Below are 16,278 nucleotides of genomic sequence, written 5' to 3'. Positions count from 1 at the left end.
TATTTTTAATGGTGATAATTTTACAGCCCGATATTAATGCCTACCAGGAATATTTTTGATGATGGATAACTGCCATAATCTATACCCTGGCTTAAGTTATCCTGCCCAAACCGGCTTACTTCAGGATCATATCCTGAGTATTTGGTTTTAGTTAAAAGGTTCTGTCCGCTTATATAAATCTTTGCATTCGATAGTCTGATCTTTTTAAGTAAATCCGGACTAAAATTATAACCCAGCTGTACGTTCTTTAAACGGATATAAGAACCGTCTTCTACCTGCTGACTGGTTATCTGGTACGGAGAACCGGCCGAACTTGCACGTGGCATACTATTACTGGGATTAGCAGGAGTCCAGCGATCCAGAACATTAACAGATTGATTACTTACCCCTGTCATAGATTCCAGTTCGTACCTGTTTAAATTCAAAATACTATTCCCTTGTACCCCCTGAATAAATATGGAAAGATCAAATCCTTTGTAAGAGAAGTTGTTAGTAAATCCAAAAGTGTAATCCGGCTGTGCATGTCCCAGAATTACACGGTCTAATGAGTTAATTACACCATCGGGGACCACATCTTTATACCTGCGTTCTCCAGGTTTAGCATTTTTTTGTCCGGATGCAGCAACTTCGGCAGCATTCTGAAAAATACCATCAGTCACTAATCCATAAAAAACACCTATTGGCTGTCCTGTACGAAGGATTCCAGAGCTGCCTAATTGCAGGTGACCACTCCCTCCTCCTGATGGAATATCGTCTGTGACTGCACCAAGATCAAGTATTTTATTTTTGTTAAATGAGATATTAAAGTTTGTATTCCATTGAAAAACGCCATTGAGGTTAACTGTATTTATAGCAAATTCAAATCCTTCATTTTTAACTTTTCCAATATTTTGTAATGAGGTATTAAATCCTGAAGTGATTGGCAGGGAAACATTGTACAACAGATCTTTGGTTTTTTTCTGGTACCAGTCTGTAGTTACAGTAATCCTGTTTTTAAACAAACCCAGATCCAGACCAAAATTTAACTGGGCAGTAGTTTCCCATTTCAGATTAGGATTTGCAATACGATTTGGGGCATAACCAATAGCGATTACGTTTCCAAAGTTATAGCTTTCGGTTTGTAAGGCTCCTAATGACTGATATTGACCAATTTCCTGATTACCTGTCAGACCATAACTAGCTCTGAGTTTTAAATCACTCACTGCTTTCAGTTTACTCATAAAGGATTCACCGGATATTCTCCATGCTGCAGATCCGGATGGAAAGAAAGAATACTTTCTACCCATTCCGAATCTTGAAGATCCATCATATCTTCCCGAAACGGTGAACAGATATTTATTACTCAGATCATAATTTATACGGCCTAAATAAGAGCGTAAGCTCCAGTCGTAGGCATTAGAGGTATTCGGATTAGTTTGCTGGGCCGCACCTAAATTATTGAATTTCAGGATATCACTGGCAAAATTCTGTGCGCTGGCTTTTAAATCTTCATAATCAGCATTCTGAAAGGTATAACCTATCAAAAAATTGAAACTATGAATCTTAGAAATTACCTTTTTATAGTTTAATGTATTTTCGTTAAGCCACTCAAAATATCGCGATGTAGTAACTTCGGCTCTTCCATTAGTAGCCAGACCTGCATAGACAGTCCTTGGCAGATAAAAATTGGTTTTACCAAAGGCCATATTTGCACCAAACATAGTTTTTAAAGTCAGGCCTTCAATAATCTTATACTCCAATGAAGTATTGCCCAGTATGCGGGTTCTGAGCTCAATATTTGTTCTTTCATTCGCTAAAGCCAATGGGTTACTGATTAAAATCCCTCCGGGTCTGTTGTTCATACTATACTGTCCCTGAGCATCATATACCGGAACAGTTGGAGAGAAAAATAGTGCACTATAGATTACACCAGCATTACCGCCTCCATCACCGTCTGTAGCAACAGAATTGTTGGTGCTATTGGTTACAGTCAGGCTATTGCTGAATTTAAATTTACCTGATAACTCCTGATCCAGGTTCAACCTTACCGAGCCACGCTTAAAACCCGAATTAGAGACAATACCTTTTTGATTAAAATAGTTACCCGATACAGCATACTGGCTTTTTTCTGTCCCGCCAGTAAATGTCAATTGATAGTTCTGTATAGGGGCAGCTCTGAAAATCTCGTCCTGCCAGTCAGTCCCTTTACCTAAAGAAGCTATCTGAGCATCAGTATAAGTCAATGGCTTAGGGTAACCTGGTTTACCAATATTATCCCCATTCACATTGGCTATACCATCATTAATTAATGCAGCGAGCTGTGAGGCATCCAGAAGGTCCAGCTTTTTCCTTAAGGTTTGAGAACCATAATAACTTTCAAACTGGATACGGTTAGCTCCTGCTTTCCCCCGTTTTGTGGTGATAATGATAACTCCATTGGCACCTCTGGAACCATAAATAGCTGCTGCTGATGCATCTTTCAAAATTTCCATGGATTCAATGTCGTTGGGATTAATTCCCGGTCCGTTTTCGTTATAAAGCGGATAGCCATCAATTACATAGAGCGGTTCATTTCCCCCCTGAATAGAGTTCCCTCCACGAATACGGATATTCATTCCGCCTCCCGGGGCATTCGAAGATTGTGAAACCCGAACACCTGCAGCCCTTCCCTGAATAGCCTGCGACAAAGAGGCAACCGGAGTCGCTTTGATGTCTTTTGAGCCAATTGAGGAAACAGAACCGGTCAGGTCACTTTTCTTTACAGAACCGTAACCAACTACCACAATCTCATCCAGGTTTGTATGATCATCTTCTAGTGTAACCTCAATTTGCTGACGGTTATTTACTGGCAGTTGTTTAGCAATAAAACCGATACTCTTGAAAATTAAAGTACCGGTGGCAGGAACAGAGATCAGAAAAGCCCCCTTTGCAGATGTGCTGGTGACTTTTGCTGTACCCATTAGTTTGACGGAAACGCCTGGCAGTGGCTCTCCTTTGGAGTCTTTAACGAATCCATTCACTTGTATGTCCTGAGCGTTAGCGAGAAACAAGCCGGTGAATAGAAACGCAAGTAGTAAAATGATTTTTCTCTTCATACGATTATTTTTTGGTTAGGTTGGTTTTGATGAGGATAGGTTTTTGATTAAAGGCCATATCAGGATGCAGACATCTCTGGGAGAGGTTGAGAGACTTCATTATATTTGGTTTGGTTAATTAGGAATTGAAATTAAACAACAGTGTTACAAATGGTTTAAGCTAAATCCCTCTAAATGAGCTAATGACCCAATTTCTATCATTTCAAGCGTTTGAAATAATTCTGAATGTAATTTCCTGATACACTATTTTCTGACCGCCACATGCTTTTGGCTACAACATGGAGACTTTTGGCTACATCCGTGTTGTCCATTCTCCGGAATTTGCATCAACAAAAAAAACAAGAATATGAATATTGTACTTACAGGCTCGCTTGGAAATATTGGCAGGCCACTCACAGAAACGCTGGTAAATAACGGTCATGCAGTCACTGTGATCAGCAGCAATCCCAACCGTCAGCAAGAGATTGAATTTCTCGGCGCGAAAGCAGCTATTGGTAAACTGCAGGATGTAGATTTCTTAGCGGAAACCTTTAAAGGTGCTGAAATCGTTTACCTTATGGAAACCATGGAAGCTGCTGGTGATATGTTCGATAAATCAGTTGACTTTATCAGCGACATCACTAAAATCGGCGAAAATTACAAAGAGGCTATAGAGCGTTCTGGTGTAAAGAAGGTTATACATCTCAGCAGTATTGGTGCACACACGAATAAAGGGACTGGTATCATCCTTTTCCATCACAATGTCGAAACCACGCTCAGACAATTGCCGGATAACATATCGATCAGGTTCATTCGTCCGGTCAGCTTTTATATCAACCTGTTTTCTTTGATTCATGATATCAGGTCTAAGGGGGCGATCATTTCCAATTACGGCGGTGATGTTAAAGAACCATGGGTCTCGCCAAAAGATATTGCTGCTGTTATTGCCGAAGAGGTGGATAGAAAATTTGAGGGTAAAACAATACGATATGTGGCAAGCGATGAGGTTTCGCCCAATGAAATTGCTGAGGCTCTGGGAGAAGCCATCGGCAAACCCGATTTGAAATGGCAGGTTATTCCTAGCCAGCAGCTACTGGATAACTGGCTAAGTATTGGTTTTAATGAGCAGGTAGCCCGGGGTTTTACCGAATTGCAGGAGAGCCAGGGGAATGGTAGTCTTTACGAAGATTACAATCAGCATAAACCCTTATTAGGCAAAGTAAAGCTGAAAGATTTTGCTGAAGATTTTGCTAAAGCTTATCAAAGGGAATAAAAGCAACGTATAAGGCCTAAATACATATATGATTTTCTGAAAAAACAAATCATATATGTATTTAAAAGAACAATATTTTCTCATTTATTTACAATTAAATTTACAAAGGGCTTCAATAAACCAAAAGTATTAACCATAATCATTACATGTTACTTAAATTTCCCCAATGTTCAAATATTTATTACTTTTAAAAAAAATATCAGTTCTCAATGTCAAGGATATCCCGCTCTCTTCTCCTTATAATTTGCACCATTTATATATCAGGATGTAAAAAAAATGATCCGCCTGCACCCGATAAAGTTCCCGACCCCATTGTACGTGAAGTAAAAGGTATTGAAATTATCAGTGGAAATAATCAACTGGCTTATAAAGGAGCGCGATTGGATACAATCATATTAAAGGTTAAGCTGAATGCCTCAGCTGACGGGTCACCTTTAGCTTATTACATTAAATCAAGCGGCAATTACGATAGTTTCCAAATACTTAGTCAGGCCAGATCTGGTGGAGATATGATTATAAAAGCATTTTGGCAGTCGACCTCTAATTCAGAAAACCCCGCTATAAAGCTTTATTTATCATCCGAGTGCAGCTATAGCGAAATGCAATTCAGGACCTGTAAGAAAATGGACTCAGTAGTTATCTCTGCTAAATCGCGCCAGCCCTGGAAAAGTATATATTCTGCAAGCACGGGCGGATATAATGTATTGCAGGATATCCAATTCATTGATACTTATAAAGGAATAGTTGTGGGAGAAGGTTCAGGAGTAATCAGGACCGCTGATGGTGGAAAGACCTGGTTACGCGGTGAGCCGGTAAGGAATGATGACAATGCTTATATTATTTCTTTCACAGGCCGGGACACGGCCCTGGTAAACATTGTAAACAATTATGCCTTTTTCACCTATGATGGGGGGAAAACATTTTTTCAGTCAAAAAACTGGACTCCTCCTACTATAGGGCACCGGAGCTCAACGAGCTATTACTTGCAAAACAGGAACACAATATATTCTGTAGGCTTACAGGGCAATATTGCAAAAACAATGGATGGTGGGCAAACCTGGGATAAATCAGGTAGTTTCAATATATTGAATAGGCTCAACGACCTGACTCACATCGGCAACGACACACTATTCACCTGTGGTTCAGTTGGTTTTATTGCACGAACAATTAATGCAGGCAAAACATGGAAACAGCAACCTGTTCAAGTGAACAATGACCTCAATAAAATTTACTTTATAAACAGCTCAATTGGTTTTATTGGAGGACAAAACGGTGCACTCCTGCGTACTACTAATGGCGGTGAGCATTGGGAAAAAATATCCAGTGGAGCGGATTTTCCTATTATTGCCATCCGCTTTTTCGAAAAGGGACATGGCTATCTGGTTAGCTCAGGGGGAGAAATCTCAGAATCGAGAGATAATGGGATAAGCTGGACAAAAATCATGAAAAGCAATTATGGTGCTTACGACATACAAAGAGCTATCATAAAAGACGAAAATACCATTTTCGGTCTGCAACAATCTTCAATTCTAACTTACGACCTTTCGAAGCCATAATCATGATAAAAATTACATACGCTATAAAATCTCTCTTTCTCTTATTGGCTGCTATGATAATGCTTACAGGATGTAAAAAAGATGAGAAACCTCAAATCAAGCCTGATGTTGACATTAAACCAGCGGCAAAGATTAGTCTGACAAGCGGTAACAGTCAGTTAGGGGTCTACGGTGAATACTTGTCTAATGAATTGACTTTTAAAATTACTGTTCCACAAGATCAAATGTTAACGCAGTATTATTTACAGTTTGCGCTGGTTCAGGGCAATGGCAGAGTTGATAATAGCGAGATGTATTCCCAATTTAATATACTGCCTGATGGAACGGTCAAAGTCAAATGGCAACTGGGATGCAACACCCCTAGTCAGAAAATAAAAGCCTATGTATATGCCCAGCAGCCTTATCCAGGAGATGGAAAACCGCCCGTTCCACAAGATTCAGTTGAAATCAAGGCTACAGGCAAAAAGCCTGAGGGCTGGGCAAGAGCCTGTGGTTGTGGGATTCCGGACGTTTATAACACTCAGATAACAACCTTTGATCATAAGACACTCTATATGGTAACCGCAGGGGAACTTTATACCTCTGATGATAACGGTATAAACTGGCAAAAAGTCGATGGAATTCCAAAATCCTCTGGTATATTCTCCGCACAGTTCAATAGCAAGGGGTGGCTTTATATACTTACAAGATCAGACGGCGTCCTGTACTCCAGAGATCTAAAAAGCTGGCAGACAATAAATAATGGAATCATAGATAAAAGAGACCCTACTGGTTTTATGGTTAAGGACGATGTGCTTATGGTTAGCTTTTATTTTGACGGACCTTATATCTCTACTGATAATGGAGGGTTTTGGCAAAAATCAATCGTATCGCTAAATTCACAACGTTTCATGTTTTTCAATAAACATACTGATGGAAGTCTATATCTTTTTGATGACTGGGGAACGCTTTTCAGATCGAAAGATACCGGAAAGTCCTGGCAGTCTATCAAATTGGATTATGGTTATTATCTATCTCAACCCTCTGGTTTTGCAATTGGCCCGGATGGCAATCTCTACATTGGCTCAGATGATGCCACAATCGCTCAGGTATCGCCAGTAACACTAAAGGGCACTGCAAAACGTTATTATGAATGGAACAGCAGCTCACAATCTGTAGCTAATATTTCATTTTTTCAGGATGATGTTTTTTATCTGGTACGTCATACTCCTAAACCGGGTATTTATAGTATCAGGAACAATTGGGGAAGATTAGAACTGGGTTTTGGCAAAGATATTTATTCTTACTATATCAAACCTGATGGAAACTTTTTACTGGTTGGTCAGGATGGCCTATATTACAAGAACTAATCATCGTATAAATAGCTCTGCTAATATTTAATTTATGCCATATATACAAATAGAGACCAATAAACATTATCCTGCGGAGACTAAAAAGCAACTGGCAAAAGCTATAGGTGAAGCCTATTCAAAGATCATGAAGGCCAGTGTAAAAAGAATAACCGTAACTATCAGAGAACTCGGAGAAGGTTCTATCTGGAGATGCAGTGAGGGCGAACCGGCACCCGCAGCCATCATGATGTGTGATATCCGGGAAGGCCGTACAAAGGAAACCAGGGAAATTCTGTCAAAAAAGCTGGTTGAAATTTGCAATGAGATTTTAGAACTGGAAGTAAATCAGCTAAATATTGAATTCACACAGCATTCGGGAGATGAAATGTACCACCAGTGGATGGGCCGTCTGAGCAACGATTGGTCTGCCGATGAGGTTTAAGAAAATTATTCGAATACAAAAAAGGGCTTTTCAACAGGAGACTTTAATACAAAAGATTTTGGTGGTAAACTAGCCTCTCCCCTGGTTTTTATCAATTTGACATCTTTAATCATAGCTTCTCCATTGATAGCAAAACCAAAAGTCCCTTTAGGTTTTACAAAACCAGTAGTATCATTTAAAGAGATTATAGCATCATTGTTAATCCATACAAAAATCTGGTTACCTGTTTTTTGTATTTTCCAATTCTGCCAGATGTGTTCTGAAGGCTTTTTAACTTTAGGCATGAGGCCGATATGCCCCGTACTATGAATAAAAGTACCTTTTTTAACAGGATCTGCAAATAAAGAGCGGTCTTCTATAGCTACTCTATTTTCTAACTGATTGAGTAAAAAACCCAAATATTTCTCTCCGTTTAAGTTAGTGATCACTTCAAAAAGATAAGCCTTAGGATCAACCAATGAAGAAAACGTTAATATATAGTCTTTGGGTAATGTTTTTTTAGAGATTAAGATGGCCCAGTCTGTATTTTTGTTTCCAGTAATTCCTAGTTCATTCACCTTCCAATCCCCATTTATAACAGACCAGTTTTTTTTAAGGCTGTTACTTTTATAAGTTTCCTGAAATAAAGTCCTGGTTTGTGCCTGAGCAGTATATCCTGCAATAGTTAGCAATAAGAATGATATAATTCGCTTCATGTTCCCTTTCTCTCCATTAAAATGAGCCGATAAATTATCATTTTGAGCTATCAGCTTGCCACAAACATAAATTTATTAAGCCAGATTATCAATTCATTTAATGGCTTGAGTAGAAAGGACAAGTTCCAGAATATTGACAAGTACAGGATTATGGTCATCTGCACGCCAATTGATGAATAGATCGGTCTTAAAAGGCAAAGGAATGAAACGAAGCCCGGGAATTTGGTGATGCAGGTAAGAGTCCGGTAAGATAGCTATTCCTAAACCTTTTTTGACGAGTGCGATAATTGTAGACCCAAATTCTGAGTGAAGAAATACATCGGGAACAAAATCATAAGACTTGAAAAGCCCATGAATAATGTCACTATAACTACTGCCCTCATCGCGGGTTGGCAAAAAGAATTTTTGTTGCTTAAGCTTTTCCGCTGATAAATCCCCGAATTCCTTAAAGGAATGGTCCTGCGGGACTACTAAAGCCAAATGATCGGAATATAACTTTCTTGATTTTATACCTGGCTCGTTATTAATATCCCTGGTAATCGCCAGATCAATTTTATAGTTTCTTAGAAATTCCAGTTGGTTTTCATACAAAACCTGCACAAGTTTAATTTGAAGCTGTGGAAATGTTTCAGCTATCTTTGCCAGGATATCGGGCATAATAGAGGCCGATATAGAATCGGGATGTGCGATAGTAATGGTTCCGCTTTCGCCCAAATGTATTTGTTTAGCAAACTGATGAATATATTCAAGTTCGCTCAGCTCTACCTCCCATTTTTCTTTTAAGAATTTACCTGCCGGGGTAAGCTTCACATTTCTTTTATTGCGTTCAAAAAGCTGCAGACCGAGTTCGTTTTCAAGAGATTGGATCTGACGGGTAAGCGCAGACTGTGTGATATTTATCTTTTCTGCTGTTTTCCAGTAATGAAGCTGCTCGGAAAGAGCCAAAAAGTATTTGATTCGCTGAAGGTCCATTAATGCAATATATTCATTAATAAATGAATAAATAGCATTTTAATTCATTTAAAGACTCGCTACATTCGTGCTATGGAAAGTATCACAATCCAAAGGGTAACACCTGGGGAAATAACGAAATTACAGGAAATTGGAATAACTACATTCTGTGAAGCCTTTGCACATCTGAACAGTCAGCAGGATATGCAGCAATACCTTGCACAGAGTTTTTCGACAGATAAGCTGACAGCTGAACTTACGGAGAAAGATTCTCAGATCTATTTTGCCCTGCTTGATGGAAGGGTGATCGGTTATCTAAAAATCAATCTTGGAGAAGCTCAGACTGAAAAACAGGATCACGAGGCATTAGAAATTGAGAGGATCTATGTGCTAAAAGAATTTCACGGTCAAAAGGTCGGTCAGATTCTTTATCATAAAGCCGTAGAACTTGCCCATGAAATACAGGCTCCTTATGTCTGGCTCGGCGTGTGGGAAGAAAATTACAGGGCCTTAAGGTTCTATGAAAAGAACGGCTTTACTCCTTTTGGCAAACATGCATTCTGGTTGGGAAGTGACGAACAAACGGATTTGTTGATGAAAAAAATATTGCCTGTAGCTAACGGACTATAATCTGATGGAAAGAAGAAAAATTTTCCCCGGCTTATTAATACTCGGTACTGCTTTCTGGGGAATTTCTTTTTCGGTTACCAAACTCGCCATTGGAGAAAACCAGTCCTCCTTGTTCTTATTCTACCGCTTTTCACTGGCAACAATCGTATTATCGATCGTCTTCTGGAAACAGGTGAAAAGCTTAAATCCGGCTTCAGTTAAGACAGGAGCCGGTCTTGCGCTGCCCCTGGTACTTGGTATATATTTACAAACATTAGGGATAACCCATACTTCGGCCTCACAATGTTCATTTGTGGCCGGAATAACCGTAGTGATCATTCCTATACTTAAACTAATAATTTATCGAAAATCTCCACCACTAAAAATATGGATAGCTGCCTTTACTGCACTTTCTGGTCTGTTCGTGATATCCATTAAGGATAATTTCAGTATTGGTACCGGTGACTTATATACCATTACCGGGGCCTTTTGCTTTGCAGTTTACCTGATCCAAATCGAAAGGGAATCAAAGAGCGGAGATATTATTCCTACGATTGTACCGATGTTTGCAACCTGCTCCATATTAGCTTTGCTCTTGACTTTTAGCCAGGAAAACATCATATGGATACCCCGGCAAAATATTTTTTGGACGGGAATCATCTTTTGCGCGTTGTTTTCAACAGCTTATATGTATACGATATCTAATATTTCCCAGCAATACATTAGCGCCGAGAGGGTGTCTATTATATATCTTTTTGAACCGGTTTTCGGAGCGATAGCAGCTTTCTTCATCCTTGGAGAAGATATTTCATCCAGACTATTGATTGGTGGCGGACTGATCTTTACAGCGACGCTGATATCAGAGCTTAAGTTGCAAATTCCAAATCTCACTTCATTGCCCGGGATATTAAAGAAAAAAGAGCATTGGCGCTAATCCAGTGATAGAAGTTTGATGACAACCTATCAAATAGGATATACTATAAAAATAGTTTTTGTTTTTAGACTTTTAAGTCTATATTTGAACCCGGATTACAAATCATAATGGGCAAAGCTGAAGAAACCAGGAAATTTATTATAGAAAAGGCGGCCCCTGTTTTCAATCAAAAGGGAATTGCAGGGACAACTGTTGATGATATACTGTCGGCTACCGGAATGGCTAAGGGGGGCATATATGGCCGGTTTGAAAATCGGGACGAACTGGCGAGGGAATCTGTTGATTACCTGCTTGAAAAACTGGGCAACAGGATGACAACCATTATGGCCAGAGAAAAAACTGCTATAAAAAAGTTGTTTGCTTATATGAACGACCAGCTGGACCCAATTAATTCTTTTATACCCGGCGGCTGCCCTATTCTTAATTTTAGTGTAGAGGCCGATGATACCGACCCGGTGATGAGGAATAAGCTAAAAGCAGTCATAGAAAGAGGTCAGAACCGAATCATCACCACAATACAACAAGGTGTGGAAAATGGTGAATTATCATCTGATATCAATGCCGAAGACTTTGCTTTGCAGATGTTTGCTTCTCTTGAAGGTGGCATGATGATGTCAAGAGTTAGCGGTAATTCACAATATATGGCTGGTTTGGTGCGGATGCTAAAAGCACATTTAAAAAGCTATGAAATCAAGTAATCATTTTTTTTAATCATTTTTAGACTAAAAAGTCTATTTAAGTAAATCTTTAAGATGGAAAACACACTGCTTACAGGCCTGAATTTAGGCGCTTACCAACTAAAAAACCGGATCATTATGGCACCGCTTACGCGCATGCGCTCAAAGGATATGATCCCTAATTCTATGAATGCCGAATATTATGCGCAGCGGGCATCTGCTGGCCTGATCATTACAGAGGCAACCCAAATCACGCAGCAAGGACAAGGCTACCCGATGACCCCTGGAATTTATAGTGCAGCACAAATTGACGGCTGGAAAAAAGTGACCGATGCAGTCCATGAAAAAGGCGGTCTGATCTTTACTCAATTGTGGCATGTTGGCCGCATGTCTCACTCCTCTCATCAACCGGATTATGGGCTGCCGGTAGCTCCTTCAGCGGTTAAGCCAGCAGGCAAAACTTTCACTTCAGAGTGGAATATGGTTCCTTTTGAAACACCCCGGGCCCTGGAATTAGCTGAGATAACCGGAATAGTAAATGATTATGAAAAAGCTGCAATCAATGCAAAAGCTGCAGGTTTCGATGGTATAGAATTACATGCTGCAAACGGCTATCTGATCCAGCAGTTTCTCCAGGACAAAACTAATTTACGTCAGGATGAATATGGTGGAAACATTGCGAATAAGAGCAGACTTCTGTTTGAAGTACTGGACAAACTGGTTGCTGTATGGGGCGCAGACAAAGTGGGTATCCGCTTATCCCCTTTTGGCACCACTAATGATAGCTTTGATCCGGATTCTTACCCTGCTTTTGTCTATGTGGTTAAGGAACTCGCTAAATATAACCTGGCTTATCTGCATATGATACGCCATCGGGCTGAGGAACTGACAGATGAACTAGTTGCTGAAAAAGAACAGGCACTCTGGAATTTATATCCGGGTACTATGATTGCAGCAGACGGCTTTACGATTGAACAGGCAACAGCGTATGTGCAAACTGGTAAAGCTTCGGCGATTGCATTTGGCCGCTATTATATTTCGAACCCCGATCTTGCGGAAAGGATTGCAGCGAATGCAGAACTCAATCATTACGATAGGGAAACTTTTTATGGTGGCAATGAAAAAGGATATACGGACTATACTTTTATAAATTCATAGCACATGGCATTGAGGTTATCATAAATTTTGATAACCTCTTTCAAATTTCAAATGATTGCCTGAATTGTATGGGCGAAAGCTTTGTTTTTGATTTAAACAATTTACTAAAGGATTGAGAATGTTCAAATCCCAATTCATAAGCAATCTGGCTAACAGACAGCGTACTGACAGCTAATTTTTCCTTTGCCTTTTCTATCAGTTTTTCATGTATATGCTGCTGTGCGTTGAGCCCTGTGGTTACCTTTAATAAGGTACTCAGGTAATCGGGAGAAAGATTAAGCTGCCCTGCAATATATTGAACTGTAGGTAATCCTTTGATGATGGCATTACCATTAAAATGGCTATCTAATAATGCTTCCAGCTTGTCAAGAACCTGGTGATTGGCAATTTTGCGGGTAATAAACTGACGACTGTAAAATCTGTCTGCATAATTGAGCAAAACTTCAATTTGAGGAATTATGATCTGCTGACTAAATTTATCAATATTCTGGTGGTATTCGTGCTGGATGTTTTGCATGAAACGGGCAATTATATCCTCTTCCTTTTCTGAAAGGAACAGGGCTTCATTAACCGAATAGCCAAAGTATTCATATTTCTTTATTGTTTTTGCCAATGGCATATTCCACAAAAAATCGGGATGGATCAATAACATCCATCCTGATTTGCCAGGTGCATCCTGGTTTACCTCAACTCTGAAAACCTGCCCCGGTGCAATAAAAAACATCGTGCCCTCATCAAAATCATATTCCTTCTGACCATATTTGAACTTGCTATTCATATTCTTTTTCAACGCAATGAAATAGAAATCATATACCCAGCTTATGTTATTGTCTTCAGGTGAATGTTTAATAGTAGAATAGTCTATCAGACTGATTAACGGATGTTCGGGCTTAGGAAGACCTCTGACCTTGTGATATTCGCTAATCGATTTTATCCGGTGAATTTGTTGATTGGCCATATTCAAAAATAAGCAGATTACCAGGAAATTTCACCACCGTCCATAAAGAATTTACCAGTTGTACCCGGTAAAGGCTGGGTGACAAGTTCCACTATAGCTTTGGCACCCTGCGCAACCGTTTTTGTACCTTGAAATCCGTTTAAATCGGTAGCGGTATAACCTGGGGTAACACTGTTTACCCGAAAGCTGGTATCCCTGAGATCGTGGGCCAGCATGATGGTAAAAGCATTAAGTGCTGTTTTGGAAGAACCGTAAACCTGGTAGTTATCCCAGTTGGCACGCCTTTGCGGAGCGGTATTCATGGTCAGGGACCCAACTTCGCTTGAAACGTTTACAATAGATGGCGCTTCAGATTTTCTAAGCAAAGGAAGAAATTGCTGTGTGGTCTGGATGACGCCAAAATAATTAGTTTCAAAGATCTGCCTGATATCAGCGATATCAACTGTTGAAAGATTTTGAGGCTGAATTCCTGGGATACCAGCATTGTTAATCAATATGTCAAGAGCAGGTATCTTGCCTTCCAATAGGAGCTTCGCTTTAAGAATAGAATTAATAGCTGTCACGTCAAGCTCAATAGCTTCTACGTGACTTAGGCCTGCTGCTTTCAATTGTTCTGCCACCTCAAGACCATTTTTTTTATTTCTGCTCCCCAGGTAGACAAAATATCCCTGCTCCAGAAGTTGCCTTGCTGTTTCCAGACCGATACCTTTATTTGCTCCGGTAATCAAAACTGTTTTCATCTTATTTTATATTAATTTGATTTTAAAAACAAATATCCTGTTTCCCTGAATGCCGGCTGTAGGCTAATCCTCCATTGTTGTAGCCAAAACCTGAATTAATTTAGCATAACCTTTATCACTAAAATTGAAGAAAAAACTGCAATTTGGCTTTTCAGATATGGAAAATAAGACTTACGCTTTTATCAAAACAGATAAGAAAATGATCAGGCTTTTTTTTGACGGCATTACCGTGATCAAAGGCTTGGGCAATTATGTAGAAATTCATACAAAATCAGATAAGAACTATATTTAACGGTCCTTTATTGATTTAGCTTTGTGGGATAAAAAAAAATATCCGTTAAAAAAAGATGTCACTATTGATGGAATTATTAGTGCATCTTATGAAGTTGTTTCAGGCGAAGCCGGAGAAGTCAGAGCATGGGAAAGAGACTTTCAAGAGGAAATAATTGGCAGGTTACTGCAAGTGGCCATGCCTTTAAAGGACTTCCATAAAGAGACAGATACTTTGGTCTCAAAAACAGCTTTTTATGAAAGCGAAATCAATAAAGAAGTAAGAGTCTTTGGTAATATTGTACATGTCTGGAGCACTTATGAAACCAGATTAGTAAAAAACGGACCCGTTGTGAGACGTGGAATAAATAGTATCCAGCTTTATTATTCAGCGGATAGATGGTGGATCGCTTCCTGGACATTTGACAAAGAAAGAAGTGACAGAAAAATACCTCAGACATTTGATAGAAACTAAATCACTGCCCCCATAAAGTATCTGAATTTTGGGGGCAGTGTATTGCTGATTTATTGAGGCTGTTGTTGAGTAACACAATGTATCATTCCGCCATTTGCATACAAATTTCTTACATCTATCCCGACTACAGTTCTGTTAGGATACAGACTTTGTATAATTCTATTCGCTACTGCATCATTAGGATCATTATAATTGGGAACTAATACTTTTTTGTTTCCAATATAATAATTCACGTATGAACCTTTGTAGGGCAGTTTTTTCCCATAAACAGTTTCTACATTATTTTGAGTCAATGGAAGTTTCACTATGTGATAGGGTTTTCCATTTTTGTTAGTCGCTGCATAAAGCGTATTAATATCTTCTTCGGGAACCTGCCAATCCAATAAATCATCGTAATTCATGGTTACCAGGGTTGTTGTATTACCAAATCTTGCAAATCCATCTATATGCATATCTGTAATTTCTAAACCAGCCTTTCCTTTCAGCCAGATAAATCTGGTTACACCAAGATATTTAGTAAAAATAGCTTCCGCCTGTGCTTGTGTCATATCCGGATTTCTATTATTATTCAGAATAGCACTTTTAGTTGCTAATAAAGTTCCGCTCCCATCAACTTCAACAGCACCGCCTTCATTTACCATCATCTTATTCAGATCAACTTTTGTAGTGTTTTGATCATTTGCAATTTTTGAAGGGATAAGATTACAATTTTGATACGCTGCTTTTTTTCCCCAACCGTTAAAACCCCAATCTTCTATAATAAGCTGCCCTTTCTTATCTCTTACATAGATTGGCCCATTATCTCTTACCCAAACATCATCAGTCTGATAAATCTTAAAATCAACATTAGTCAAAGATATACCTGCATCTAAGAGCAGATCTGTAATTCTGATCTTCTCTTGTTCATCATAAGCAATAATATGAACCTTTTCACCGCCTGTAAGTTCTTCTGTCATTTTTACCCAGGTAGCGTCCAATCTGTTTCGATAGGTAGTTCCGTACTGATATTGATGTGGCCATTGAAGCCATGTGCCTTCATGCCTTGCAGATTCTTCGGGCATGGTATATATAATCGCAGTATCTGCTGGTTGTATACTTTCTTCGTTTTTTTGACAAGAAGAAAAAATCGTTAACAGTGGTATCATTAATAATAGCA

General features: G+C 39.2%; 16 protein-coding genes. 10 read left to right on the top strand and 6 right to left on the bottom strand.

Annotated features, from left to right (window positions below; genetic code table 11):
• Positions 1 to 20: 20 nt before the first annotated feature.
• Complete coding sequence (locus tag HDE68_RS20650) at positions 21 to 3,074, bottom strand: SusC/RagA family TonB-linked outer membrane protein (protein ID WP_183884139.1); 3,054 nt, start codon at positions 3,072 to 3,074, stop codon at positions 21 to 23.
• A gap of 346 nt (positions 3,075 to 3,420) precedes the next feature.
• Between HDE68_RS20650 and HDE68_RS20645 the strand changes: the two genes are divergently transcribed.
• The 4 genes from HDE68_RS20645 to HDE68_RS20630 all read left to right on the top strand — a co-directional run bounded on the left by HDE68_RS20645 (position 3,421) and on the right by HDE68_RS20630 (position 7,655).
• Positions 3,421 to 4,326, top strand: coding sequence for an NmrA family NAD(P)-binding protein (locus tag HDE68_RS20645; RefSeq protein ID WP_183884138.1), 906 nt, complete (start codon positions 3,421 to 3,423; stop codon positions 4,324 to 4,326).
• Between the two features lie 209 nt (positions 4,327 to 4,535).
• Positions 4,536 to 5,882 (top strand): WD40/YVTN/BNR-like repeat-containing protein, encoded by a 1,347-nt coding sequence (locus HDE68_RS20640; protein WP_183884137.1) that lies wholly within the window; start codon positions 4,536 to 4,538, stop codon positions 5,880 to 5,882.
• Positions 5,883 to 5,935: 53 nt separating this feature from the next.
• On the top strand, positions 5,936 to 7,231 hold the full coding sequence (locus tag HDE68_RS20635) for a WD40/YVTN/BNR-like repeat-containing protein (RefSeq protein ID WP_183884136.1): 1,296 nt from the start codon (positions 5,936 to 5,938) through the stop codon (positions 7,229 to 7,231).
• 34 nt (positions 7,232 to 7,265) lie between these two features.
• Positions 7,266 to 7,655 (top strand): tautomerase family protein, encoded by a 390-nt coding sequence (locus HDE68_RS20630; protein ID WP_183884135.1) that lies wholly within the window; start codon positions 7,266 to 7,268, stop codon positions 7,653 to 7,655.
• 5 nt (positions 7,656 to 7,660) lie between these two features.
• Here HDE68_RS20630 and HDE68_RS20625 read toward each other — a convergent pair whose 3' ends face one another.
• Together HDE68_RS20625 and HDE68_RS20620 are read right to left on the bottom strand one after the other, a co-directional pair.
• Complete coding sequence (locus HDE68_RS20625) at positions 7,661 to 8,350, bottom strand: hypothetical protein (RefSeq protein ID WP_183884134.1); 690 nt, start codon at positions 8,348 to 8,350, stop codon at positions 7,661 to 7,663.
• Positions 8,351 to 8,443: 93 nt separating this feature from the next.
• On the bottom strand, positions 8,444 to 9,322 hold the full coding sequence (locus tag HDE68_RS20620) for a LysR family transcriptional regulator (RefSeq protein ID WP_183884133.1): 879 nt from the start codon (positions 9,320 to 9,322) through the stop codon (positions 8,444 to 8,446).
• A gap of 72 nt (positions 9,323 to 9,394) precedes the next feature.
• On the opposite strand from HDE68_RS20620, the gene HDE68_RS20615 reads away from it, so the two are divergent.
• The 4 genes from HDE68_RS20615 to HDE68_RS20600 all read left to right on the top strand — a co-directional run bounded on the left by HDE68_RS20615 (position 9,395) and on the right by HDE68_RS20600 (position 12,679).
• Positions 9,395 to 9,931 carry a GNAT family N-acetyltransferase gene (locus tag HDE68_RS20615; protein WP_183884132.1) on the top strand — a complete coding sequence of 179 codons (537 nt, stop codon included), beginning with the start codon at positions 9,395 to 9,397 and terminating at the stop codon, positions 9,929 to 9,931.
• Between the two features lie 4 nt (positions 9,932 to 9,935).
• The gene (locus tag HDE68_RS20610; RefSeq protein WP_183884131.1) at positions 9,936 to 10,844 is read left to right on the top strand and encodes a DMT family transporter; all 909 of its coding nucleotides are present in this window, start codon (positions 9,936 to 9,938) and stop codon (positions 10,842 to 10,844) included.
• 107 nt (positions 10,845 to 10,951) lie between these two features.
• Complete coding sequence (locus HDE68_RS20605) at positions 10,952 to 11,542, top strand: TetR/AcrR family transcriptional regulator (protein ID WP_183884130.1); 591 nt, start codon at positions 10,952 to 10,954, stop codon at positions 11,540 to 11,542.
• Between the two features lie 54 nt (positions 11,543 to 11,596).
• On the top strand, positions 11,597 to 12,679 hold the full coding sequence (locus HDE68_RS20600) for an alkene reductase (RefSeq protein ID WP_183884129.1): 1,083 nt from the start codon (positions 11,597 to 11,599) through the stop codon (positions 12,677 to 12,679).
• 40 nt (positions 12,680 to 12,719) lie between these two features.
• On the opposite strand, the gene HDE68_RS20595 is transcribed toward HDE68_RS20600, so the two are convergent.
• Positions 12,720 to 13,637 (bottom strand): helix-turn-helix domain-containing protein, encoded by a 918-nt coding sequence (locus tag HDE68_RS20595; protein ID WP_183884128.1) that lies wholly within the window; start codon positions 13,635 to 13,637, stop codon positions 12,720 to 12,722.
• Between the two features lie 17 nt (positions 13,638 to 13,654).
• Entirely contained in the window at positions 13,655 to 14,377 is a 723-nt protein-coding gene (locus tag HDE68_RS20590) for an SDR family NAD(P)-dependent oxidoreductase (protein WP_183884127.1), read from the bottom strand.
• Between the two features lie 124 nt (positions 14,378 to 14,501).
• Here HDE68_RS20590 and HDE68_RS20585 point away from each other — a divergent pair, with 124 nt between their 5' ends.
• Together HDE68_RS20585 and HDE68_RS20580 are read left to right on the top strand one after the other, a co-directional pair.
• Positions 14,502 to 14,669 carry a hypothetical protein gene (locus tag HDE68_RS20585; RefSeq protein ID WP_183884126.1) on the top strand — a complete coding sequence of 56 codons (168 nt, stop codon included), beginning with the start codon at positions 14,502 to 14,504 and terminating at the stop codon, positions 14,667 to 14,669.
• Positions 14,670 to 14,690: 21 nt separating this feature from the next.
• Positions 14,691 to 15,122 carry a hypothetical protein gene (locus HDE68_RS20580; RefSeq protein ID WP_221300842.1) on the top strand — a complete coding sequence of 144 codons (432 nt, stop codon included), beginning with the start codon at positions 14,691 to 14,693 and terminating at the stop codon, positions 15,120 to 15,122.
• Between the two features lie 50 nt (positions 15,123 to 15,172).
• On the opposite strand, the gene HDE68_RS20575 is transcribed toward HDE68_RS20580, so the two are convergent.
• Entirely contained in the window at positions 15,173 to 16,267 is a 1,095-nt protein-coding gene (locus HDE68_RS20575) for an agmatine/peptidylarginine deiminase (RefSeq protein ID WP_260171821.1), read from the bottom strand.
• Positions 16,268 to 16,278: the final 11 nt, after the last annotated feature.

The organism is Pedobacter cryoconitis (genome assembly GCF_014200605.1).
Lineage (GTDB): Bacteria > Bacteroidota > Bacteroidia > Sphingobacteriales > Sphingobacteriaceae > Pedobacter > Pedobacter cryoconitis_B.
The sequence above is the reverse complement of the archived record's forward strand: the minus strand, read 5'-3'. Positions and strand labels throughout refer to the sequence as shown.